Raw genomic sequence first — 24,282 nt, forward strand, 5'->3', positions numbered from 1 at the left:
GTGCTAACCTTTAGGCTACGGGGGTGTGCCGTTAGTGCCCAAATAATACTTATAAATTTATCAGGAGCATAAACATGTTTAAGAACCTTTTTGCTAACCTGCAAAAAGTTGGTAAGGCGCTGATGCTTCCAGTATCAGTTTTACCAGTTGCAGGTATTTTATTAGGTGTGGGTGCTGCCCATCTAAGCTTTATTCCAGAGATCGTTTCTAATCTTATGGAGCAAGCTGGTGGTTCAGTATTCGGCCAAATGGCACTTCTATTTGCAGTAGGTGTAGCTCTAGGCTTCACTAATAACGACGGTGTTGCAGGTCTTGCAGCAATCGTTGGTTACGGCATCATGACGGCAACGCTAGGTGTAATGGCGGGTGTTATGGGTGTTGAGAAAATCGATACAGGTGTACTAGGTGGTATCCTTGTCGGTGGTGTGGCTGCTTGGGCATTCAACCGTTTCTTCAAAATTCAACTTCCAGAGTATCTTGGCTTCTTCGCTGGTAAGCGTGCAGTGCCTATCATCACTGGTTTTGCAGCGATCATCCTTGGTGTTATCCTTTCTGTAATTTGGCCACCAATTGGCGGTGCAATCTCTGCATTCTCTGATTGGGCTGCGCACCAAAACCCACAACTAGCATTCGGTATCTACGGTGTTGTAGAGCGTTCTCTAATCCCATTCGGCCTACACCACGTATGGAACGTACCGTTCTTCTTCGAAGCTGGTTCTTGTGTTAACGCTGCTGGTGAAGCTCAAAACGGCGTGCTAACTTGTTACCTAGTTGCTGATGAAGCATCTCGTGCTGCTGGTAATGGCTTCGGTCAGCTAGCGGGTGGTTACATGTTCAAGATGTTTGGTCTACCAGCTGCAGCAATCGCAATTGCTCACTGTGCTAAACCAGAAAACCGCGCAAAAGTAATGGGTATCATGGCGTCAGCTGCACTGACTTCATTCCTAACTGGTATTACTGAGCCTATCGAATTCTCGTTCCTATTCGTTGCTCCACTACTATACGGTATCCACGCTCTACTAGCTGGTTCTGCATACATTGTTTCTAACACTCTAGGCTTTGTACACGGTACTTCTTTCTCTCACGGTCTGATCGACTTCCTAGTTCTATCTGGTAACGCTCAGAAGATGGGTCTAATGATTGCTGTTGGTCTAGTATACGCAGTGATTTACTACGTAGTGTTCCGTGGCGTAATCACAGCACTTGACCTAAAAACTCCTGGTCGTGAAGATGAAACAGAAAGTGCGGCAGCAACTTCTGGCTCTGACATGGGTGGTGAACTGGTTGCAGCGTTCGGTGGTAAAGCTAACATTACTGGTCTAGACGCATGTATCACTCGCCTACGTGTCGCGGTTGCAGATACAGCAGCTGTTGACCAAGACAAACTGAAACAACTTGGCGCTGCTGGTGTTGTAGTTGTTGCAGGTGGTGTACAGGCTATCTTCGGTACTAAGTCTGACAACCTAAAAACTGAAATGGATGAGTGGATCCGTAACCACGGCTAATCACCGTCATTCATAACAATGAATAAAAGGAGGCTTCGGCCTCTTTTTTTAGTTCCTCTCTCATTGCTAAAAGTGCTTTCTGAGTGTGATCCTAAACTCATCTTTACTTTTGCCAGTCTTTTCATACATCGCGCTTACTCATCGTTGACATATTGAAACACCACTATGTTTGAATAGCGCATGATGTTTTTTTTAATAATTGATAACGTGTATGAAGAGCAAATTAATTTTATTAGCAGGACTAGTTTCTAGTACCGCAATTGCGGCAAATGAGCCAACGAACTTGTCTGTTGGTATGGCTGTCGATCAACAGTTGAGTGTTGTTGTTGAGTTAGATAATAAGTATCGCGGCATTATCGGTAACGATGGTATGGCGTTTGATTACATCGCTAAACGTGGAACATTCGATCAAAACATGCCTGTGACTTGGTATGTTGGCGTTGGTGGTTGGTATGAGTGGGATGATGAGTTTGGCGTGCGTGTGCCTCTCGGTGTGAACTGGGATTTATCACGCGGCTGGGATCTTTATGGTCAAATACACCCAGAGCTAGATCTTTACAAAGGTGCTGACTTACAACTTGGTGGTGCCGTTGGCATCAAATACAGTTTCTAGAATAAAAGAAACATAAAAAAACGCCGGTAAATACCGGCGTTTTTTGTTTGGAATGCAATACTGCTATTGTTTATCCATGGCTCGCTTGATACAAACGGCAGCGCCGCCCCAAGTGATACCTAAACCAATAACCATCATAATAATTGCGCTGATTGTCATTTCGCTGTCTCCTTGCGATTCACTGCGTTAATCACTAGACCAAAGATAAATAGTGCGGCGATAAGTGCCCAGCCTACAGTTAGATCATAACCACCGTAGCCTTCAGTAAATAAAGCATAAAGCTTAGTCGCTAAGATAATGGCGAGCATAATCGGTGTTACGAAGCGTAAACAGATCTCAAACCATTGACCAATAGAGAAATCAGAGCGCTCATTTACGTAATTACGTACTTCAGGCACGCGTTTCAATAGCCACGCCATCAATACAATCTCAACCAAGCCGCCTACCATAATGCCAACGTTGTTTGCAAAGTGGTCTACTAGGTCTAGCAGCAATAGACCGCCATTTGTTGCGAACGCCATAGAAACCACAAAACCAGTTCCAATTACAACGTTTGCAGCTTTTTTTCGGCTCCACTTTAGCTTATCGATGATGGCGGATGTTACGGCTTCCATGATAGAAATGTGCGAACTTAGACCAGCAACCACCAGTGCAAAGAAGAACAGAGGACCAAGAATATATGGTGCGGGTAATAAGTTAATTGCCGCAGGTAAAGTAACAAAAGCAAGGCCAACGCCTGCAGATACCACTTCTGTTAGCGGTTTACCTTGTTCTTGAGCCATGTAACCCAAGACAGAGAAGATCATAATACCAGCTAGGATGGAGAAGCCACAGTTGATCAACACGGTCATAAACGCGTTATTCGTGATGTCCGACTTTTCTGGCAGATAGCTAGAGTAAGCCAGCATGATCGCGAAGCCGATGCTTAGGGTAAAGAAGATCTGACCGTACGCAGCTGCCCATACTTTCACATCCCAAATTTTGCTGAAATCGGGTTCAAACATGTAGTTAACGCCATCCAAAGCTCCTGGCAAGAAAACCATACGTCCGATTAAAAAAATCACCATCAAGAATAGTATTGGCATCATGATTTTAGATGCGCGCTCAATCCCTGATTTCACGCCTTTGGCAATGGCTGTATAAGTAATGGCCCAAGCAATCACCATAGATAAGGCTATCTTCCATTGAATACTGCCTAAGTCTGTTGGTGAGTTGTCACCTAACTTTAGGTACTCGCTAAAGAAAAATGCGTTTGTATCGGTTCCCCAACCTTGAGTGAACGACAACCCAAAGTAAGAAATTGACCAACCGATAACTGCAACATAGTAAACGGCGATAACTGCTGCAACACCAACTTGGAACCAGCCAAGCCATTCAAATTTAGAATGAATTTTCGCTAGCGTTTTTGGTGCTGAGCCTCGGTACTTTTGTCCCATACTGAACTCAAGGATCATAAATGGAATACCGGCCGTGATCATGGCGAAAATGTAAGGAATAAAAAATGCGCCGCCACCGTTTTCATAGGCCATATATGGAAAACGCCAAATGTTTCCCAAACCGATAGCAGACCCGACTGCTGCTAAGATGAATCCCGCTCGGGATCCCCATTGTTCTCGCTTCATATTTGACTCCTATACGACTCCCTGAGGAATGAAGCTCTCTCCGTAACACAGTAATATTTGCGTAAACTGTTGGAAGAAAGGACCGCTGTTATCTATCAGCTTTTCTATCCTTAATTCTAGCTTATTATAATTTTCTAGAGCTATATTCTGGTTACTGTGAGAGAAAGTAGATTATTAATCTTAAAATTTTGATGTGTGTTTGATAAAACTGAAATATTTATCTGTTTTCACTAATCAGACTAACTTCTAATAATACTTAGCGCAATAGAATCTAAATGTTAACTCAGATGCGTTGTCTGGTTTTAATCTTGTTAAATTTGAGTTTGATTATGGTTTTGTGTGGGGGATTGGTTGGTTGTATGGAATAAATGACTAGAATCCAATAATCGACTTGGTGTTTAAAACTATTTTGATGAACTAGGGCGTACGGCTATCTTTTGCGCACCCAGCTAGAGAATGCTTCGTTACTTTTCTAAGCGATGATTTTTAGATGATATTTTCTATCTGCTTTGTGTAGGACTCGCCCAGCACTCTTTGCGGAGAGCCCTACGAAGTGAAGTGTACAAAAAATTAGAAACGGAAACTAAAACCAACATTTGATTGGAGTTGGTTCATCCAATCGGTATCGAACTTAATGATGCAGTTTGAGCCGTCATTAGGTAGGGTGCAGGCTCCAGAGGTATCGTTATCAACGACCGTTCCCAACCATCTCAATTGGGCTGTCAACGCAAAGTTCTTTGAAAACTCATATTCCAGCCCTGCAAAAGCGCTAGCCGAAAATCCGTATTTTTTGTCTACCCAATCAACATCTGCGTAAGAGGCTCCCAAGCCAACACCAATATAGGTTTGCCAGTTTTCTGCAACAGGGTAGTACATGCTGCTTTGAAATTGCAGGTAATGGATGTCTGCCGAATTTGATAACTTTTCAAGTTCTGTTGATTGGTTGGAGTAAAATAATCCAATTCTTCCTTTCTCAAAAGGCGTCTCGATTGAAAGTGCGTAGTTCACTGCGGGATCGAGGTCGTATGTATTGCCACTTTCGTCTTCTACTTGACCGCCACCTGTATAGCCTATGAATGGAGTAACGATAATATTGGCTTGTGCACTTACCGCGGTGCTGAGCAGTATGCTTCCTACCAGCCAGCTGAGTTTTTGGTTCATGTCCTATCTCCTTATTATGACTAAGCTAATTGTGATGGGTTAGTCAAAATTGCGCGACTAAATTAAGCAAATCTTGAACATATTTCACACCGGTGTTATTAATTTGTTACATATTAAGGAGGTGTTTATGGAACACGATCTAAAATCCGCATTAATCATCGTGGTGACTGTTTTTGCAGTACTTTTGTCGTTTGGCATCATTGCGATTACAACGGCCTAAGATAACTACTTTTACCAAACGTTTTAACAAAATGGCGTGAGCCTATGATACGTAACAGCGGTATAATCACAGAAAGCCACACTGAGCTTGATGTCAAAGTTTATGAGCATTTCAGGCACGGAAAAACTGCTTTAGTCACGCAAGGTGGAGGGCAGAGAGGGATTTTTACCGCTGGCGTATTAGACGCATTTTTACTTTCCAACTTTGATCCTTTCGATGAATTCTACGGTACCTCTGCTGGGGCACTCAATTTATGCTCTTACTTATGTCGTCAACACGGTATGGGCAAAGCTTTTATTACCGAACTGACAACGTCTCCTGAGTTTTTTAATCTGTTTCGTTATATTCGAAAACAGCAGTACTTGGGTTTAGAGTGGGCGTTAGAGCGGATTCAAGATTTCCCTTACAAGCTTGATCTTGATTTAGGCCGCAGTGCACTAGGAGGGCGAGGTGCGTTTGCAGCGGTAACAAATGTAGAGACGCTATCGGATCAATATTTACCAATCTTGGGTGACACGTGGTTTAACACCATGTTAGCAACATGCGCGATTCCTAAGTTGTACCACGGACCTGTCGACGTTAATGGCAATAAGTTTGTTGATGGTGGTGTGTCGGCTTCTATCCCTGTTCAAGAAGCGTGGCGTCAGAATGCTCGCAACATTATTGTCATCCGAACAGAACCGTTCTCGGAGATTGAAGCGAGAGCGCAAAGTGAAGTAGGGGATGTGCCTGTCGAGTGGTATCGAGAGTCTATTAATTCGGTGCAGCAATCATGGCAGCAAAAAGTGAATCGATGGAAGTTGGATTGGGCTTCGTTCTTCCAACAAAAAATTAATGCCGCCCATCAATCGAAGCTTGCCGGAAAAATGCTATTGAATGGAGGCCGTTGGTTGTTCGGTGCTGATAATTTGTATCGTTTAAGCCATTTAATCGGTGAGAATTTTGACTCAGGTTTAGCCGACATGCTGATGATTCACTATCAAACATTTGAGCTCACTCAGGCCTTTATATCTGCTCCACCTGACGATACTTTCATTTTACAAATCGCGCCTAAAGAGGGGCTTCGTTCTTCTTCTTTGTTAAGTGACCAAGAATCACTAGAGCATGATTATCAACTCGGACTTCAGGCGGGGTTTAATCTGGTTCAACTCTATGACCAACTGAATATTGAAATTGATGGCAGAGAGAGTGCATAACCTTTTGTATTAACGACATAAGCTAAATACAAAGTGAAGTGTAAATAAATGAGGCTCCGTTTTCGGAGCCTCATTCGTGTGCGTACCTAATCTCTGTGGTTAATAGGGTTAGGTATAAAGGTTATGCTTGCAGAATTCGCATGCAGTTGGTTGAACCAACGACATCCATTACATCGCCTTGAGTTATCATGACTAAATCACCCTTGTGCAAGAACCCTTGTTCTTTAAGGCTGGCAATCGCAGCTTGAGCTGTCGGTAAACCTGCATCACTTTTTGACTCGAAATATACCGGTGTCACGCCTCGGTATAGTGCAGCTCGATTGAGCGTGGATTCATTACGTGATAAGGCAAATATTGGTAAGCCAGAGCTTAAGCGAGACATCATCAACGCAGTCCTGCCAGATTCTGTTAACGAGATCATCGCTTTAATTCCTTCCATGTGATTCGCAGAGTACATGGTTGCCATTGCGATGGTTTCTTCAGCGGTTTCGAAGGTGCGATCTAAGCGATAAGTGGATAGGCTTGCCTCAGACATTTTTTCTGCGCCCACACATACCTCGGCCATGGATTTGACCGTTTCTACAGGGTATTTACCTGCTGCGGTCTCTCCAGACAGCATCACGGCGTCAGTGCCGTCTAGAACCGCATTGGCCACGTCCATCACTTCAGCACGCGTCGGCATCGGGCTAGTAATCATGGACTCCATCATTTGTGTCGCAGTAATCACGATGCGGTTTAAGCTGCGTGCGCGGCGAATCAGCTTTTTCTGGACGCCAATAAGTTCAGGATCGCCGATTTCTACCCCCAGATCGCCACGCGCTACCATCACCACATCGGATGCGAGAATAATATCGTCAATAGACTCATTGGTCGCGACGGTTTCTGCTCGTTCGACTTTGGCCACCAGCATGGCTTCGAGGCCCGCATCTCTGGCTAGGCGTCGAGCATAATGCATGTCTTCGCCGTTACGTGGGAACGAAATAGCAAGGTAGTCCACTTGAATTTCTGCGGCGGTAAGAATGTCGGCTTTATCTTTCTCTGTGAGCGCATCGGCTGACAATCCGCCGCCTTTTTTGTTGATCCCTTTATTATTAGATAGTGGACCACCAACAATCACACGGGTATGAACTTTATTGCCTTCGACGCTGGTGACTTGCAGTTGAACGCGTCCATCATCGAGTAACAGAATGTCGTTTGGTGACACATCTTGCGGCAGTTCTTTATAATCTAGCCCTACGGACTCTTGGTTGCCTTCACCTTTTGGTAAATCACTGTCTAATGTGAATTTATCGCCCACATTTAACATGACTTGGCCGTCTTTAAAGGTCGATACGCGGATTTTAGGGCCTTGCAAGTCGCCGAGGATAGCAACTTGACGCCCAAGCTTTGCCGCAATAGTACGGACTTTTTTGGCGCGTTGAATGTGGTCTTCACTGGTTCCATGTGAGAAATTCATACGGACAACGTTTGCACCGGCTTTGATGATCTCCTCAAGTACATTGTCCTTATCCGTTGAAGGACCAAGCGTGGTGACAATTTTTGTTCGTCTTAGTTTGGAAGTCATAGATTCTCCGATGAATGTATGTGTAAAGGTAACTTGAACTCTATCCTTACTTTCCTCAATCGCTCTCAAGGTCCGCCTCGTTGCTGAGCCCACACCTTAAAGCTGCTTGAGTATAAGTATATGCACAGAATGTTTACATTAAGAGTAACCCCGGTAAAACAGACAGATATTCCATAGGCTTCAGCCTCTATTGGAGAGAATGCGCTGTTGTAACAGGAGTTGCTTCATAATTTAGTGAATAAAAATAAGTTATTTTTCAAACAATTTAACAGGAGTAGATTCTTCGTTATTTGATTGAATACACAAACAAACAGGTTTATACGTGATGCTTGTCACGGGGATTTATTAATTCACTTCACAATTAGTTCGCAAAGTAAAAAAATTGTCTCGTTATAGAATTTCGGAGTGCAAGATGTACATGGCTCAACCGGGCCATATTGATCATATCAAACAGGTCAATGCTGGTCGTGTATATAAACTAATTGACCTAAAAGGTCCTATTTCTCGAATTGATTTGTCCAAGCAGAGTGAGCTTGCTCCTGCCAGTATCACCAAAATCACTCGAGAATTAATTGAAGCGCACTTGATTCATGAAACCACAGTACAAGAAGCGACGAGTCGTGGTCGACCTGCCGTCGGTTTGCAGGTCAACAACGAAGGGTGGCAATTTCTGTCAATGCGTTTGGGGCGAGGTTATTTAACTATTGCTCTGCATGAGCTAGGTGGCGATGTGTTGATCGATACTAAAATCGAGATACACGAACGTGACCAAGACGATGTGCTTGAGCGTCTGCTCTACGAAATTGATGAATTCTTCCAAACTTACGCGGATCAACTTGACCGTGTTACCAGTATTGCAATTACGCTGCCTGGCCTTGTGAATTCAGAGCAAGGTGTCGTGCTGCAAATGCCTCATTACAATGTCGAAAATCTTGCTCTTGGACCAGAGATATACAAAGCAACGGGCTTGCCAGTGTTCATTGCCAATGACACGCGAGCTTGGGCATTAGCAGAAAAGCTTTTCGGCCATTCTCAAGATAATGACAACTCCGTTCTTATCTCTATTCACCATGGTTTAGGTGCCGGCATCATTCTGGATGGGCGCGTTTTGCAAGGTCGTCACGGCAACATTGGTGAGCTTGGGCATATTCAAATCGATCCAAATGGAAAACGTTGTCATTGTGGCAACATTGGTTGTTTGGAAACCGTTGCCAGTTCTCAAGCCATTCGTGAAGAAGTCGTAAGACGAATTGCTGATGGCGAAGACTCTATTCTTGCTGAACAAGAAGAAATGAGTATTGAGAGCATTTGTGAAGCGGCAGCGAACGGTGATACGTTGGCAGTTGATGTGATTGAAAAGCTTGGACGCTACTTAGGTTCCGCAATTGCTATTGTGATCAACTTATTTAACCCTGAGAAGATCTTGATCGGTGGTGTGATTAACCAAGCAAAAGATGTACTTTATCCTGCGGTGCGTCGCTGTATCGAAGAGCAGAGTTTACCGGTTTATCACCAAGATCTTGAGCTGGTGGAATCTCGTTTCTATAAGCAAGCAACAATGCCTGGTGCCGCGTTGATCAAGCAAGCGTTGTACGATGGTCAGTTATTGATGAAGGTTGTGGAAGGCTAATTGCTTCAAACATGATGAAGTGCTTAGGTGTCGAGCCTATACATTTTTAGATGATTTAGGGTGAGGCTTAACAGCTCACCCTTTTTGATCGCCTATTACTAGAAGGTGAATTTGAGTTGTGCTGCATTGCTATATCTGCGCCATTCATGTAATTTCCTAAAAAGCTCAAGTAAATAAACCCAAATGGCTTTCAATGTGTAGAGTGACTTTGTGTCTGATACAAATAGAAGGGAAGTAATGCGCTGAAACCGTTGTACTTTCAAGCCATGCTCGAAAAACAAATATCTTAAGGTTATTTGGGTTTAGAACCTTGATGTGTCTGTATTGATTTCGAGTAAAAATAAGAATTATCCATAATTTAGGTAGTAGTATGTCCGGAGTGTTAAATACGGTTGACCAGCGTACGAACTTGGTTGGTGAAAACCGACTAGAGCTTCTGCTGTTCACTTTAAATAGTCGCCAATTGTTTGCGATTAATGTGTTCAAAGTGAAAGAGGTCATCAAGCTGCCACCGTTAACCAAGCTTCCTGGCTCACACTACAACATTCGTGGGGTCGCTTCTTTACGAGGTGAAGCGGTGCCAGTGATTGATTTGCGTGGCGCAATAGGTTTCCCAGCTTTGCGTGGTGAAGCGGAAGAAGAAAATTTGATCGTGACAGAGTACAACCGTACGGTGCAGGGCTTCTTAGTCGGTCCGGTTAAAAACATTATTAATACGGCATGGACTGAAATTCAGCCGCCTCCTTCCACGTCTGGTCGCTCGAATTACCTCACAGCTATCACGCAAATCAAAGAGGGGGATGCCTCTCAAATTGTCGAAATTATTGACGTTGAAAAAGTTTTAGCAGAGATCGTGCATTACGACGTCACGATTTCAGCGGACATTCTGGATCAAGAACTTGCCCAAGCAATGGTCGGGCGTAATGTTCTGATTGTGGATGATTCATCTACAGCTCGTAATCAAGTTCGCGATACGCTTTCTCAATTGGGTATGAATATCATCGAGTGTCGTGACGGACTAGAAGCGCTAACAGTTTTAAAGCGCTGGTGTGATGAAGGGAAAGACGTAGAAAAAGAGCTGTTGATGATGATTACGGATGCTGAAATGCCTGAAATGGACGGTTATAAACTGACTCATGAAGTGCGCCAAGATCCACGTATGTCTAAGTTGTTTATTACGTTGAACACTTCTCTGAGCGGCAGCTTTAATGAAGCCATGGTACAAAAAGTAGGTTGTGATCGTTTTATCTCTAAATTCCAACCAGATCTGTTGGTTGAAGTTGCTCAAGACCGATTACGCCAGATGCTTTCTAAAAGTGCATGATTAGATATAGTGAAATCAGAGGGGGAGCAGCTCTCCCTCTGATTTTTTAACGCCTCGCTTATTAATATCTCTGTACTAATGAAAGTCGCGAGATTTACTTTGTAGATTATTCAAATAGTGCGTGCAATCAATCAACTTGCCAGCAATAACGTGCGTGACTTCTCCCTCTCTTTCAAGAATGCCTTTCACCATTAATACTTTAGCGCCTAAATACGCTTGCTTTTGGGCTCGTGCTGTCGCTTGCCAAACGACCACATTAATGTTGCCTGTGTCATCTTCTAACGTAAAAAATGTCACGCCAGCGGCGGTGCCTGGAGATTGTCTTCCCGTTACCACGCCTACCACTGTGACCAATGACCTATGCGGTTTCTCTGCCAGTTGCCTCATGCGGGTAAAATGAGGGAGTTTGCCCGTTTCTTCTAATAATTTAATCGGGTGGCGGCTAAGAGATAGTCCCGTGCTCGCGTAATCCTCAATTAAATTTTCATATTCTGAGGGCTGAGTTTGATAGCTAACACTGGGTTCTTCGACCTTGTGAAACAATGGTAGGTCAGATAAGGAATCCATTGCTGCCCAGCGTGCGTTATAACGATTCCCCGATAAGGCCTGAAATGCATTGGCTGAAGCCAATAATTCAATGTCACTTCGGCTTCTTAATATCTGCTTTACTTCTTGAATCGATCGGTAACCATTAAGTGGTTTGCGCTCAATAAGTCTTTGTGCGCTTTCTGCGTTAAAGCCTTTCACCAAGCGAAAACCAAGTTGCACGCCGAGCCTGCCATTCGGACGTGAGACGAGATGATGTTGATATTTTGAATGATTGACGCACACCGGCAATACTTCGACGCCATGTCGGCGAGCATCTTGTACTAATTGCGATGGGCTATAAAATCCCATTGGTTGGCTGTTCAACAATGCAGTGTAAAATTCGGCTGGGTAATAATATTTTAACCATGCAGAACAATATGCCAGCACTGCGAAAGACGCTGAATGACTTTCAGGGAAGCCGTACTCACCAAAGCCGCAAATCTGATCGAAAATGCGCTCAGCAAACGCTAAGTCATAACCTCTCTCTTGCATACCATTGATCAATTTTGGCCTGAATTTAGCGAGATCGCCATTCTTTTTCCATGATGCCATCGCTCGACGGAGTTGATCGGCCTCGCCGCCGCTAAACCCTGCGGCTACCATGGCTAGCTTGATGACTTGCTCTTGGAAAATAGGGACGCCCATAGTCCGCTCCAGAACGCTTTTTACTTCTTCCGATGGATAACTGACTGGCTCTTTTTGATCTCGTCGTTTTAAAAAAGGATGCACCATATCACCCTGAATAGGGCCTGGACGAACAATTGCAATTTGAATCACTAAGTCGTAATAACAAGCAGGCTTTAGGCGAGGAAGCATGCTCATTTGTGCACGAGATTCAATTTGGAATACGCCTATCGTGTCAGCTTTTTGGATCATGCCGTACACGTGTGGATCATCTTGTCGGCGAGTGATCTCGGAAATCGAGAGGGATCGCTGGTGGTGTTTCTCGACCAGTTGAAAGCACTTTCTGATGGCGTTTAACATGCCGAGTGCGAGCACATCGACTTTTAATAGCTTCAAGCTTTCTAAATCGTCTTTGTCCCATTGAATGATAGTGCGATCTTCCATCGAGGCATTTTCAACAGGTACCAACTCATATAAAGGGCCAGATGAAATTACAAAGCCACCCACGTGCTGAGATAAGTGGCGTGGGAAGCCAATGATCTCGTTGACCAATTGGATAAACTGCTGCCCTTTGAGAGATTCTGGTTGTAAGCCAAGTTCAATAACTTGAGCTTGCCAGCCTTGGCTGCGATCTCGGCGATTAACGTTCTTAATGAAAAAATCTAGTTGGGTCTCTTCAATCCCTAGCGCTTTACCGACTTCACGCACGGCACTTTTAAAGCGATAGCTGATCACTGTTGCAGAAAGTGCTGCACGCTCACGGCCATATTTTTTGTAAATATATTGGATAACCTCTTCACGGCGCTCGTGTTCAAAGTCCACATCAATATCCGGCGGTTCCTTACGTTCTTTACTGATAAATCGTTCGAATAAGACTGCGATTTGTCGAGGGTCGACGGCGGTAATTTCCAGGCAATAGCACACCACAGAGTTTGCGGCGGAACCTCGACCTTGGTAAAGAATGCCTTGTTGTTTCGCGAACATTACGATGTCGTGGATGGTAAGGAAGTAGTAGTGGTATTTCAGCTCTTGAATAAGCGCAAGTTCATTCTCGATGGTTTGATTGACTTCTGCTGGCACGCCTTCAGGAAAACGCAGCTTTTTACCACGCTCGACTAACATACGTAAGTAAGAGTCGGGTGTATAACCATCTGGGATCAGCTCGGTAGGATATTCGTATTTTAAATCGGAGAGCTTAAACTCGCATAAATCGGCGATGTAGGTACTTTCTTCCAGCCATTCTGGTTTGTAAATCCGAACCAATTTTTTAAAAGGACGAAGCGCTCGTTCTGTATTCGAAATACGATCAAAACCGAGTTTATCGACGCTACACCGATGCTTTATAGCGGTAAGTACATGCTGTAATGGCAAGCGTTCAACATCATGCATGAGAACGCCTCCGCAGGCAGTTATAGGTAATTGAAATTCATGTGCTAACTGCTCGCAGTGCGCAATGTACTCAGTATCGTTGTTACTCAAATGGCGCTGAATCGCTACCCACAAACGATTAGCGTGGTGTTGATTGAGCCAGCGTCCCCAATAGTGGTCACTCTCTTGATGTGTGGGCAGCCACAATACCAAGCAATGTCGAATCGACATCAAATCCCATTCGAACAGTTGATAGTTGCCTTTTTCACTTCGTCTTCTTGCGTTTGTGATGATACGACACAACTCGGCATAAGCCTTGCGACAAGGGCAAAGCAGTACGATTTGGCATTCATCATTTAACCAAAACATACTTCCAACGATTTGTTTGATATCGAGTTTATGTTGTTCGATGGTCGCATGGGCTTTGACAACGCCCGCGACCGAACATTCATCAGTTATGGCTAGAGCTTGATAGCGATAGAAAGCAGCTTGGAGTACCAGTTCTTCTGCATGAGAAGCCCCAGTCAAAAAAGAGAAGTTAGACTGACAAAATAGTTCCGCGTAACTCATAATGATCCAACAAAAATAACTGTCGATTTAACAAAAATAGCCATGAAGAAACCAGTGCTTGTGCTGATCGCGAAATATCCATAACCAGCGGCCTTGCTTGGTGTGTGCAATGTAGTAATCACGCATGATCTCATCACCATCCCACCATCCAGAAACGATTCGCTCAGGTCCGTGGACCAAAGAGACTTGCTCTTGCAATGCAATGGGAGTGGGCAATTGCATTGCGGGGCGTAGTATGGATGGTATGGCGTGCTCCTTTTCATCTGGAGCATCAGCAGGGCGATACTGACTGGCCTTTTCTGGTCTAGGATCGCAAGCGATGTTGGGTTTTAACACGGCACTTTTCCCCAATTTAGCTTGCAGTAAAGAGAGCAGTTCTAAAGCATTCATGTTCCCTTTTTGCCCAGCAAAGAGATCGCGTGATGCACTAAGAGGCTCACCTTGACGGACGACTTTTAACGTTAGCCCTGTGACTGGGCCATTGAGCGAGAGTGACTCTAAGCTTAAACTCGCTAACTGCTGCCAACGCTGACATAGGTAATCACCTTGCGCAGAAGTGAGTTGAAGGTGTTGCTCTTGTTTCTCACGCTGGTGGAGTGTTAAACACAGCTCAAAAGCGACCTTATCTCTTAATTTAAGAAAGGTTTCGAGTTGACGAAGTAACTTGGCCAGCGGCTTTTCAATCCACTGGACGTTTTCGAGCTCAAATAACAGCTCTAAATAAACTTGGAAGGATTCGGTCGGGTGATAAAAGTCTACAGGATGCTTGAACTGCCCTGTCAGTCGACCAACGTAGTTCACCAAATCGATATCAAAGCGTCGAGCGATGTCTGGCAACGGCAGTTCAAGTAACCCCTTTAAGGAAGTAACGCCTACGCGGTGCAGCTTTTCAACCATAGAGCTCGATAAATCGGTTAGAGGCAGCGGTAATGGGAATAACATTTGTTCGATAAGAGATTTGTCGTCACTAAGAACATTTGCTCCTGCCAATGCCATTAACTTGGCTGACAGAGGCGAAAAACCACATCCGAATTGAAAACTCAGTTTCAGCTCCGATAAGTGATCTCTGACTTTGTTCCAATAGTTTTCAAACCCTTCATACAGAGCGAGCATTGGAGTAGCACGCAGCAAAATACCTTGGTTTGGCATCAATACAACGTCAGATGTGATCAAATACAACCACTGAGCTACCTCTTGTAATTTATTTAATTCGGTTTGTGGATGATAAGGATGCACTTGTAAATCTCGACACAAGGACGCAGCACTGCCTAAGCCCATACCAGGCTTAATACCTTGTTGCTCGGCAATGCCGTTGTATTGAATGATCTGACAACGTTGGCTTTCTACAATCACCACGGGTTGATTTTGGTTATCACCAAAGAGTGCGTCTAGCTGTAGGCGAGGGAAGTGCAAGTAAATCCATAAAGCCATATCACTAACCTTGGTTCGCCAATGGGAAATTGACCACCGTTGATGGAATGTGAGTCGTGCTTGGCATTACCAGTTGTGGGTAGTGGTGTTGGAAACTGATATCGACACTGCCTTTGCTCCAACCGCCTTTTCGCTTGAGAACTTCCACTTTGACGCCTTGTACATTACCTTGCAGCTTTAGGCTTAATGAAACAGGTAAAGACAAGCGGTTTGTCATATTAGGCTTGAGCATGAATAGAGGACAAGTGCCTTGCTCACTCGCTACCTGTAAGCGTTTCACTTGATGTATTTCAAGCTCTTCTTGCCATAACAAAACATTACTGCATACCCCACTTTTCAGACATTGCTCTGCAGCCCAAAGAGCATCTTTGGGATGAGCTGGATTAACGACCCACACTTGGTTTATATCCAAACCGATGTAGTGTAAGAACAGAGAATTCACTAACGCGGGAGGTTGAATAAATGCAGTCACACCATTGGTCTGGGTGGCTTTTAAATAAGGAGCGAGCAAACGCAATTCACCAATACTACCAATAGATTCCATCTCCACTACGCCATGAGGTGGAAAGCCTCCGCCGAGCAAATCATCTAATTCAGAAAACCCGGAACTAGTCCGCAACTGCTGAGGATCTGTTTTCGTTAAATTTGCTTGCCAAACAAGGTGCTGGCTTTTTAAGTGCTGAATAATATCGTGCATAATAAATACCTGTATATATGTACAGTATATTTCTATGACAGAAAGTCGCAAGATTTTTATGAAGAGAGAAATGAAAAAAGGCAGCGTTTGCTGCCTTTTCAATCGATTATGTGAGGTAACCTGAATTCGTTATTTACGCTTCGGTTGAGCGTCGATGCACTGACCATTCACATCGGTAACCGCTGGATCCATTAAGTGCAAATATAGCGGCATGAGATCCAATGGCGTTTTGAGAGTATTTGCATCTTCACCCGGGTATGCTTTTTCACGCATGCGAGTACGAGTTGCACCAGGGTTAATTGCGTTAACACGGATCGGCGTATCACTCAGCTCGTCAGCCAAAACTTGCATCATGCCTTCTACGGCAAATTTAGAGATAGCGTATGGCCCCCAGAAAGCGCGACCAGAGTGGCCGACGGTCGAAGAGGTAAAGATAATACGCCCAGCTTCTGATTTACGCATCACAGGCAGTAGTGCTTGAGTCATTAACACTTCTGCTTTCACGTTGATCTGCATGATATCGTCGAAATCTTCCTCTTTGATTTGATCAAATGGACACAGCGAACTCAAGACACCTGCGTTGTGTAATAGGCCATCCAAACGACCAAACTGTCCTTCGATTGTCTCTGCCATATCAATGTAATTTTGCTTAGTTGCGCCCTTGAGATCCAGAGGAATGATAGCAGCTTGTGGGTAGCCAGCGGCTTCAATCTCATCATAGATAGATTCAAGGTTTTGCACATTTCTACCCAAGAGAATAACAGTTGCACCGTGCTCGGCATAAGAAAGCGCGGCTTGACGGCCGATGCCATTACCAGCGCCAGTAACAAGAATGACTTTACCTTTTAGAGCATCAGCTGAAACGGAGTAGTTCACGGCGATAAATCCTTATTATTGTAAGAGGGTCCATGATAGTTAATTGACGCTAAAAAACGCCTGTTTCTCAATGGAAAATCTTGGTAATCGTGACAAGATGGTTACAATACACCAATTCATGTGTTATACCAATTCCAGAACTTTCGTTAGGTATGCTATCAATCAGAACAAGTGGTTACAAACCGCGCTGCCTTCTCGCTGATGTTTCTGCGTAACATACTAACGTCATCTGAAATGAGATAAAGGAGCTCTCGTTGGAATTTTTATTAGATTATGGTCTGTTTCTGGCCAAAATTATCACGGTGGTTGCTGCGATAATTGTTCTGCTCATTATTGCAAAATCGGCTGGTGGCAAATCGGGTGCGGCGAAAGGGGAGTTAGAGATTACCAACCTTTCAGAGCAACACAAACAATCTGTTGAACAGTTAGAGCATCATTTGCATGACGATGCTTTCATCAAGGCTCGAGATAAAGCCGTCAAAAAAGAAGAAAAAGAGAAGAACAAATCTCGCGAGAAAGAAATCAAACAAGCGAGCAAAGACGGTTCATTAGATAGCAAGCGTGAACCACACCTATTTGTTCTTGATTTTAACGGTAGCATAGATGCAAAAGAAGTCGCGTCTCTACGTGAAGAGATCACTGCTATTTTGGCTGTCGCACGTGAAGGTGATGAAGTATTACTTCGTTTAGAATCTGGCGGTGGTATGGTTCATGGCTACGGCCTTGCCTCTTCTCAACTGGACCGAATCAAAGCTGCGGGTCTTCCTCTGACTATCTCTGTTGACAAAGTTGCGGCAAGTGGCGGTTACATGATGGCATGTGTAGCAGATAAGATTGTTTCTGCACCATTTGCAATTGTGGGTTCTATTGGCGTTATCGCACAAATTCCTAACTTCAACAAACTGTTGAAGAAACATGACATTGAGTACGAACAACTAACCGCGGGTGAATATAAACGCACGCTAACGATGTTTGGTGAGAATACCGATAAAGCGCGCGATAAGTTTAAGCAAGAGCTTGAAGAAACACATGTCTTGTTTAAAGACTTTATTCGCGAGCGTCGTCCTAGTTTGGACCTAGACAAAGTAGCTACAGGTGAGCACTGGTTCGGTACACAAGCGAAAGAGCTTGGTTTGGTGGATGATATTAGTACATCTGATGATATCGTTGTTGCGGCATGCAAAGATAAAACCGTACTTTCTGTGCATTATGTGCAGAAGAAAAAACTGGCAGACAAGCTAGCAGGTGTCGCGGGCAAAATTGCTGACAGTGTGATCTTAAAGTTAGCTGAGCGTGGTCAAAAACCGATTGTTTAATCGAACCTAAGATCATGACATTTGAAACGGCGAGGGTGGAAGCTCTCGCCGTTTTTGTTGAACCTTATGTTTATTGATGAATCCAATTGCGCATTAGGTGTAATGCTTTACACGACATTTTTCCTCGCTCCAAAGGGCGATTACCCGTATAATGCGCGCCTCGAAAACCGAGCAAATTGCTGAAAAGAAACTATAGGTGGAGAAGAACATGTCCTCTCAAACTCCGGTTGTAACCGTAGATGGACCTAGTGGTGCAGGTAAAGGCACTTTATGTATGTTGCTGGCGAAAAAGTTGGGTTTCCAACTCTTAGATTCTGGCGCAATTTATCGTGTACTTGCACTCGCTGCGATTCACCACGGTGTCGACACAGAGTCAGAAGACGCACTTGTCCCACTGGCAACACACCTAGACGTTCAATTTATCGCAGAGGGTGACTTAGTTAAGGTCGTTCTAGAAGGCGAAGATGTGTCAGGGGAGCTTCGCAAAGAAGAAACGGGTATGGCAGCATCTAAAGTTGCGGCTCTGCCACGTGTTCGTGAAGCATTATTACGTCGTCAGCGTGCATTTGAGGCCGCTCCGGGCCTAGTGGCTGATGGTCGTGATATGGGCACAATTGTATTCCCAAGTGCACAAGCGAAAATCTTCCTTGATGCGAGCGCAGAAGAGCGTGCAAATCGACGCCTTAAACAGTTGCAAGAGAAAGGGTTAGATGTTAAATTTGCTGACCTTTTAAGCGAGATCCAAGAGCGTGACGACCGAGATCGTAACCGCCCAGTGGCGCCACTACGCCCTGCTGAGGATGCGCTTGTGCTAGATTCTACGTCGATGACTATCGACGAAGTAGTAGAAAAGGCACTACAATATATCGAATCGAAGCTAGCTGAGTAATGATACTCGGCTAGACTAAGAGCGTTGGTCGCAAGGATGATGACTGGCGAATTTAATAACCCCATGCGGTAGGATACCCGTGGACGTTTAATTTATTGAAGATTAACTAAATGACTGAATCTTTTGCTCAACTCTTTGAAGAGTTTCTAAACGAAACAGAATTCCAACAAGGCAGCATCGTTAAAGGTACTGTAGTAGCTATCGAGAACGGTTTCGTTCTTGTTGACGCTGGTCTTAAGTCTGAATCTGCTATCCCTGCTGAACAGTTCAAGAACGCTGCTGGCGAACTTGAAGTTGAAGTTGGCGCTGAAGTAGACGTAGCTCTAGACGCTGTTGAAGATGGTTTCGGTGAAACTCAACTTTCTCGTGAGAAAGCTAAGCGTCACGAAGCTTGGATCGTACTTGAGAAAGCTTACGAAGAAGCTGAAACTGTTGTTGGTATCATCAACGGTAAAGTTAAAGGCGGTTTCACTGTTGAACTAAACGGTATCCGTGCTTTCCTTCCTGGCTCTCTAGTAGACGTACGTCCAATCCGCGACACTGCTCACCTAGAAAACAAAGAGCTAGAGTTCAAAGTTATCAAACTTGACCAAAAACGTAACAACGTAGTTGTTTCACGTCGTGCTGTTATCGAATCTGAAAACAGCGTTGAGCGTGACGAGCTTCTAGAAACTCTACAAGAAGGTTCTGAAGTTAAAGGTATCGTTAAGAACCTTACTGACTACGGTGCGTTCGTTGACCTAGGTGGCGTTGACGGTCTTCTACATATCACTGATATGGCTTGGAAGCGCGTTAAGCACCCATCTGAAATCGTTAACGTTGGTGACGAGATCCAAGTTAAAGTTCTTAAGTTCGACCGTGAGCGTACTCGCGTATCACTAGGTCTTAAGCAACTAGGCGAAGATCCATGGGTAGCAATCGCTAAGCGTTACCCAGAAGGTCACAAACTAACTGGTCGCGTAACTAACCTAACTGACTACGGCTGCTTCGTTGAAATCGAAGAAGGCGTTGAAGGTCTAGTTCACGTTTCAGAAATGGATTGGACTAACAAGAACATCCACCCTTCTAAAGTTGTTAATGTTGGCGACGAAGTTGAGGTTATGGTTCTTGAAATCGACGAAGAACGTCGTCGTATCTCTCTAGGTCTGAAACAGTGTAAAGCTAACCCATGGCAGTCATTCGCTGAAGCACAAGCTAAAGGCGACAAAGTTACTGGTAAGATCAAGTCTATCACTGACTTCGGTATCTTCATCGGTCTAGAAGGCGGCATCGACGGTCTAGTTCACCTATCTGACATTTCTTGGAATGTTGCTGGCGAAGAAGCTGTACGTGAGTACAAGAAAGGCGACGAGATCTCTGCAGTTGTTCTAGCAGTAGACGCTGAGCGTGAGCGCATCTCTCTAGGCATCAAGCAAATGGAAAACGACCCATTCAATGCTTACGTTGCTGACAACAAGAAAGGTGTTCTAGTTAACGCTACTGTAACTGCTGTTGACGCTAAAGGCGCTACTGTTGAAATCGCAGAAGGCGTTGAAGGTTACATCCGTGCTTCTGAAGTATCTCGCGATCGCGTAGAAGATGCTTCTCTAATCCTAAGCGCTGGTGATGTTGTTGAAGCGAAGTTCACAGGTGTAGACCGTAAGAACCGCGTAATCAACCTATCTATCAAAGCTAAAGACGAAGCTGACGAGCAAGAAGCAATGGCATCTATCAACAAGCAAGATGACAATGCATTCGGTAACGCAATGGCTGACGCTTTCAAAGCTGCTAAAGGCGAATAATATACTCGCTTAAGCAAAAAAGGAGCCGCAAGGCTCCTTTTTTATATTTGAGCATATTTAAGTAGTAATACTAATGACGGTAAACTATCTTAATAAAAGGCATTTCTTCATTGCGCATTTTGCATAAAATTTGTCTAGAATTGTCAGCAAGTGTTTGTTGGAATTAGTATTACTTACTATAATAAGTGATAAAGATACTCAAAGAGGGCAACTATGACTAAGTCTGAACTGATTGAAAGACTCTGCGCTGAGCAAACACACTTATCAGCGAAAGAGGTAGAGGATGCTGTAAAAGATATTTTAGAGCACATGGCCTCTACGCTAGAGAGCGGTGACCGTATCGAGATCCGCGGCTTTGGTAGTTTTTCTCTTCATTACCGCGAGCCTCGCGTAGGTCGTAACCCTAAAACGGGCGATAAAGTGGAATTGGAAGGTAAATACGTTCCACATTTCAAACCTGGTAAAGAGCTTCGTGAGCGTGTAAATATTGGCTAACGCACTCTTATTAGTTTGAAAAAAGCGGCATACGTTTGTGTATGCCGCTTTTTTGTAATGTATCCAAGCAGTTTACGAAGCGAGCTGTTGATTCTGGCTGTTTTCTTTGCAGCTTTCTACACCCAAGTAACTTTAACTTCTAGGCGTGTCTACAAACTAAGCATCTTGAGGTTACTTGGGTATAGATTATTGCTAATATACGTAGTCTGAAGAAGCATTTTCCTGCATAATCTTACCGACTTACTCCTAGAAGGGTGATGTAAATGAAAATTATAAAAATCGTTGCTGTTTTAGCTCTCTTTTTAATTGCATTGGCGTTAGGTTCCCAAAACCAAGAGCTCGTGACTTTTAACTATCTTCTAGCCAAAGGAGAGTTCCACTTATCTACACTATTAGGTGTGGTATTTGTGGTTGGCTTTGCTTTAGCGTGGGTTATCTTTGGTAGTATCCAGCTGAAAACTCAGCTACAAGTTCGTCGTTTAAAGAAAAAACTGAAAAAGTACGAACCTACAGATGCAAACAAACCTGCTGATAAGCCAGCCATCGAAAAACAGGCATAAGGATAAGGCTTAACTTTAATGCTTGAACTACTCTTCTTGTTGTTGCCTATAGCTGCTGCGTATGGCTGGTATATGGGGCATCGCAGCGCTCAGCAAGACAAGCAGAAGCAATCTCATCAAATCTCTCGTCAGTATATGACGGGTCTTAATCTGCTGCTCTCTGACCAATCAGATAAGGCTGTCGATCACTTTATTGAATTGCTCCAAGTTGATAACGAGACCATCGATACTCACCTTGCGTTGGGTAACCTATTCCGGTCTCGTGGCGAAGTCGACCGTGCAATCCGAATTCACCAAAATCTCATTTCTCGCTCTGGCTTAACACTGGATCAAAAGAATCTTGCACTTCAACAGTTGGCGAAAGATTACATGGTCTCTGGTTTTCTCGATCGTGCAGAGAAAATCTTCGAACAGTTAGTCGAAGAGCCAGATTACAAAGAAGCGGCCCTTCAGCAATTGGTAACCATTTACCAACAAACACGTGAATGGGAAAAAGCAATTTATTACGCCAATCAATTGGCTAAGTTGGGTAATAAACGCTCCAGAATGCGTGCGAATATTGCTCATTTTTGGTGTGAAATTGCAATGCTCGACCAAGCCGATGGTAATACTAATAAGGCAATACAGCACTTTAAAAAAGCCCTAGCAGAAGACCCAAAGTGTGTTCGAGCGAGTATTGCTTTGGGACGAATTTATCTAGAGTCTGAAGATTATAAACACACGATAAAATACCTGACGGGTGTGCTTGAGCAAGACAAAGACTTTATCAGCGATGTCTTACCAACCATTGCAGAGTGCTACCATCATTTGGGCCAGGAAGATGAACTTGTCGAGTTTCTGCGAGCTTGTATTGATAAGAAAGCAGGCGTATCAGCCGAGTTAATGTTGGCTCAGTTGGTTGCTCACCACGAGAACGTCGGGGCTGCACAAGAGCTGCTGACCAAACAGCTGCTGAAAAATCCAACCATGAAGGGCTTTTATCGATTAATTGACTACCACATTGCTGAAGCAGAAGACGGTCGCGCGAAGGACAGTCTATCGACGCTACAAGCGATGGTGGGTGAACAGTTAAAAGTGAAACCACACTACCGATGCCGGAAGTGTGGGTTTTCTACTCATTCCCTTTATTGGCACTGCCCATCCTGTAAAGGGTGGGGGACGATCAAGCCAATCCGCGGATTGGATGGTGAATAATTTTAATGCAGCTGGCAGAATTTCTGTCCGCTGCATTTTTTTAACTTTTTATTTAATAAGAACCAAAATAGTTAGGAGATGAAATGATCGACCAAAAAGTTATTGTCGCACTGGATTATGATAACCAAGCAGACGCACTTGCGTTTGTAGATAGAATTGATCCTGCGTCATGTCGCCTAAAAGTTGGCAAGGAAATGTTTACGCTATTTGGTCCTGATTTCGTACGTGAACTCCACAAACGTGGTTTCTCAGTCTTCTTGGATTTGAAATTTCACGATATTCCAAATACGTGTTCTAAGGCGGTCCGCGCAGCCGCGGAATTAGGGGTTTGGATGGTTAATGTGCATGCGAGCGGTGGTGAGCGCATGATGACGGCATCACGTGAAATTCTTGAGCCATACGGTAAAGATCGCCCACTTCTGATTGGAGTAACGGTACTAACCAGTATGGAACAAAGTGATTTAGCGGGTATTGGTTTGAACATTGCGCCTCAGGATCAAGTTATTCGTCTGGCGACATTGACCAAAAACGCTGGTTTAGATGGTGTCGTATGTTCAGCTCAAGAGTCTTCATTGCTTAAGAGCGAACTTGGTCAAGACTTTAAGTTAGTTACACCAGGAATCCGACCTGCTGGCTCTGAGCAAGGTGACCAGCGCCGTATCATGACACCAGTAGAGGCTATTCAGTCAGGCTCTGACTATCTTGTTATTGGGCGTCCAATTACTCAAGCTGTGGATCCTGCTGCAGTGTTGAAATCGATCAATGATAGCTTGTCTAGTATGTAAGCACAGTCTTGTATTGTATAAAGAAAGGTGAGGCTGTGATGCCTCACCTTTTTTGTATCTAATAAAAATACCAACCGTAGTAAGTAACTGCTCATTTTAACCAGTTATATCTGCTCGCTTACTTGCTTGCTTTAATTGGTGTAGGGGGGAGCTTATTCGGATAAAGGTTCTACGGTTTATTATGAGAAAAGTAGGGCTTGGTACTGTATCGATCACACTTTTGTAACATAACTCACTGTGATGCATAGAAAATGCGACCATGTATTATTGATG

21 protein-coding genes are annotated in these 24,282 nt (G+C 44.1%); 13 read left to right on the forward strand and 8 right to left on the reverse strand.

Annotated elements, in window-relative coordinates; genetic code table 11:
• Nucleotides 1–74 precede the first annotated feature (74 nt).
• Together ptsG and VEA_RS07340 are read left to right on the forward strand one after the other, a co-directional pair.
• On the forward strand, nucleotides 75–1,505 hold the full coding sequence (gene ptsG, locus VEA_RS07335) for a PTS glucose transporter subunit IIBC (RefSeq protein WP_006743155.1): 1,431 nt from the start codon (nucleotides 75–77) through the stop codon (nucleotides 1,503–1,505).
• Nucleotides 1,506–1,716: 211 nt separating this feature from the next.
• On the forward strand, nucleotides 1,717–2,118 hold the full coding sequence (locus VEA_RS07340; protein WP_012841593.1) for a hypothetical protein: 402 nt from the start codon (nucleotides 1,717–1,719) through the stop codon (nucleotides 2,116–2,118).
• Nucleotides 2,119–2,181: 63 nt separating this feature from the next.
• Here VEA_RS07340 and VEA_RS23850 read toward each other — a convergent pair whose 3' ends face one another.
• The 3 genes from VEA_RS23850 to VEA_RS07350 form a co-directional block, all read right to left on the reverse strand.
• The gene (locus tag VEA_RS23850; RefSeq protein WP_005372963.1) at nucleotides 2,182–2,277 is read right to left on the reverse strand and encodes a MetS family NSS transporter small subunit; all 96 of its coding nucleotides are present in this window, start codon (nucleotides 2,275–2,277) and stop codon (nucleotides 2,182–2,184) included.
• A complete protein-coding gene (locus tag VEA_RS07345; protein WP_005398219.1) occupies nucleotides 2,274–3,740 on the reverse strand; it encodes a sodium-dependent transporter in 1,467 nt (488 codons plus the stop codon). Before VEA_RS07345 ends, VEA_RS23850 begins: the two co-directional genes overlap by 4 nt.
• 570 nt (nucleotides 3,741–4,310) lie before the next feature.
• Nucleotides 4,311–4,901, reverse strand: a complete 591-nt coding sequence (locus tag VEA_RS07350) for an outer membrane beta-barrel protein (RefSeq protein ID WP_012841594.1) — start codon at nucleotides 4,899–4,901, stop codon at nucleotides 4,311–4,313.
• 127 nt (nucleotides 4,902–5,028) lie between these two features.
• Here VEA_RS07350 and cydH point away from each other — a divergent pair, with 127 nt between their 5' ends.
• Nucleotides 5,029–5,121 (forward strand): cytochrome bd-I oxidase subunit CydH, encoded by a 93-nt coding sequence (cydH, locus tag VEA_RS23855; RefSeq protein WP_005372970.1) that lies wholly within the window; start codon nucleotides 5,029–5,031, stop codon nucleotides 5,119–5,121.
• 44 nt (nucleotides 5,122–5,165) lie between these two features.
• Entirely contained in the window at nucleotides 5,166–6,317 is a 1,152-nt protein-coding gene (locus VEA_RS07360) for a patatin-like phospholipase family protein (protein ID WP_005398215.1), read from the forward strand.
• A gap of 121 nt (nucleotides 6,318–6,438) precedes the next feature.
• Here VEA_RS07360 and pyk read toward each other — a convergent pair whose 3' ends face one another.
• The gene (pyk, locus tag VEA_RS07365; protein ID WP_005398214.1) at nucleotides 6,439–7,881 is read right to left on the reverse strand and encodes a pyruvate kinase; all 1,443 of its coding nucleotides are present in this window, start codon (nucleotides 7,879–7,881) and stop codon (nucleotides 6,439–6,441) included.
• 412 nt (nucleotides 7,882–8,293) lie between these two features.
• Here pyk and mlc point away from each other — a divergent pair, with 412 nt between their 5' ends.
• Nucleotides 8,294–9,511: a sugar metabolism global transcriptional regulator Mlc gene (gene mlc / locus VEA_RS07370; RefSeq protein WP_006743157.1), complete on the forward strand. Its 1,218-nt coding sequence runs from the start codon at nucleotides 8,294–8,296 to the stop codon at nucleotides 9,509–9,511.
• 370 nt (nucleotides 9,512–9,881) lie between these two features.
• A complete protein-coding gene (locus VEA_RS07375; RefSeq protein ID WP_005398212.1) occupies nucleotides 9,882–10,835 on the forward strand; it encodes a chemotaxis protein CheV in 954 nt (317 codons plus the stop codon).
• Between the two features lie 75 nt (nucleotides 10,836–10,910).
• On the opposite strand, the gene VEA_RS07380 is transcribed toward VEA_RS07375, so the two are convergent.
• The 4 genes from VEA_RS07380 to VEA_RS07395 all read right to left on the reverse strand — a co-directional run bounded on the left by VEA_RS07380 (nucleotide 10,911) and on the right by VEA_RS07395 (nucleotide 16,989).
• Nucleotides 10,911–13,985 (reverse strand): error-prone DNA polymerase, encoded by a 3,075-nt coding sequence (locus VEA_RS07380; protein WP_006743158.1) that lies wholly within the window; start codon nucleotides 13,983–13,985, stop codon nucleotides 10,911–10,913.
• Between the two features lie 27 nt (nucleotides 13,986–14,012).
• Nucleotides 14,013–15,416, reverse strand: a complete 1,404-nt coding sequence (locus VEA_RS07385) for a Y-family DNA polymerase (protein ID WP_006743159.1) — start codon at nucleotides 15,414–15,416, stop codon at nucleotides 14,013–14,015.
• A gap of 4 nt (nucleotides 15,417–15,420) precedes the next feature.
• Entirely contained in the window at nucleotides 15,421–16,113 is a 693-nt protein-coding gene (gene imuA / locus VEA_RS07390; RefSeq protein ID WP_012841595.1) for a translesion DNA synthesis-associated protein ImuA, read from the reverse strand.
• A gap of 129 nt (nucleotides 16,114–16,242) precedes the next feature.
• Nucleotides 16,243–16,989: a YciK family oxidoreductase gene (locus VEA_RS07395; protein ID WP_006743161.1), complete on the reverse strand. Its 747-nt coding sequence runs from the start codon at nucleotides 16,987–16,989 to the stop codon at nucleotides 16,243–16,245.
• Nucleotides 16,990–17,243: 254 nt separating this feature from the next.
• Between VEA_RS07395 and sohB the strand changes: the two genes are divergently transcribed.
• From sohB to pyrF, 7 genes are all read left to right on the forward strand, one after another.
• On the forward strand, nucleotides 17,244–18,305 hold the full coding sequence (sohB, locus tag VEA_RS07400; protein WP_012841596.1) for a protease SohB: 1,062 nt from the start codon (nucleotides 17,244–17,246) through the stop codon (nucleotides 18,303–18,305).
• Nucleotides 18,306–18,513: 208 nt separating this feature from the next.
• Nucleotides 18,514–19,194, forward strand: coding sequence for a (d)CMP kinase (gene cmk / locus VEA_RS07405; protein WP_005397113.1), 681 nt, complete (start codon nucleotides 18,514–18,516; stop codon nucleotides 19,192–19,194).
• Nucleotides 19,195–19,304: 110 nt separating this feature from the next.
• Nucleotides 19,305–20,975, forward strand: a complete 1,671-nt coding sequence (rpsA, locus tag VEA_RS07410; RefSeq protein ID WP_005385817.1) for a 30S ribosomal protein S1 — start codon at nucleotides 19,305–19,307, stop codon at nucleotides 20,973–20,975.
• Nucleotides 20,976–21,188: 213 nt separating this feature from the next.
• Complete coding sequence (gene ihfB, locus VEA_RS07415) at nucleotides 21,189–21,470, forward strand: integration host factor subunit beta (RefSeq protein WP_005385816.1); 282 nt, start codon at nucleotides 21,189–21,191, stop codon at nucleotides 21,468–21,470.
• A gap of 263 nt (nucleotides 21,471–21,733) precedes the next feature.
• On the forward strand, nucleotides 21,734–22,030 hold the full coding sequence (locus VEA_RS07420; protein ID WP_005397112.1) for a LapA family protein: 297 nt from the start codon (nucleotides 21,734–21,736) through the stop codon (nucleotides 22,028–22,030).
• An 18-nt stretch (nucleotides 22,031–22,048) separates the two neighbouring features.
• Nucleotides 22,049–23,224, forward strand: coding sequence for a lipopolysaccharide assembly protein LapB (lapB, locus tag VEA_RS07425; RefSeq protein WP_005376665.1), 1,176 nt, complete (start codon nucleotides 22,049–22,051; stop codon nucleotides 23,222–23,224).
• Nucleotides 23,225–23,307: 83 nt separating this feature from the next.
• Entirely contained in the window at nucleotides 23,308–24,009 is a 702-nt protein-coding gene (gene pyrF / locus VEA_RS07430; RefSeq protein WP_005397105.1) for an orotidine-5'-phosphate decarboxylase, read from the forward strand.
• Nucleotides 24,010–24,282: the final 273 nt, after the last annotated feature.

This window comes from Vibrio antiquarius (assembly GCF_000024825.1).
GTDB lineage: Bacteria > Pseudomonadota > Gammaproteobacteria > Enterobacterales > Vibrionaceae > Vibrio > Vibrio diabolicus.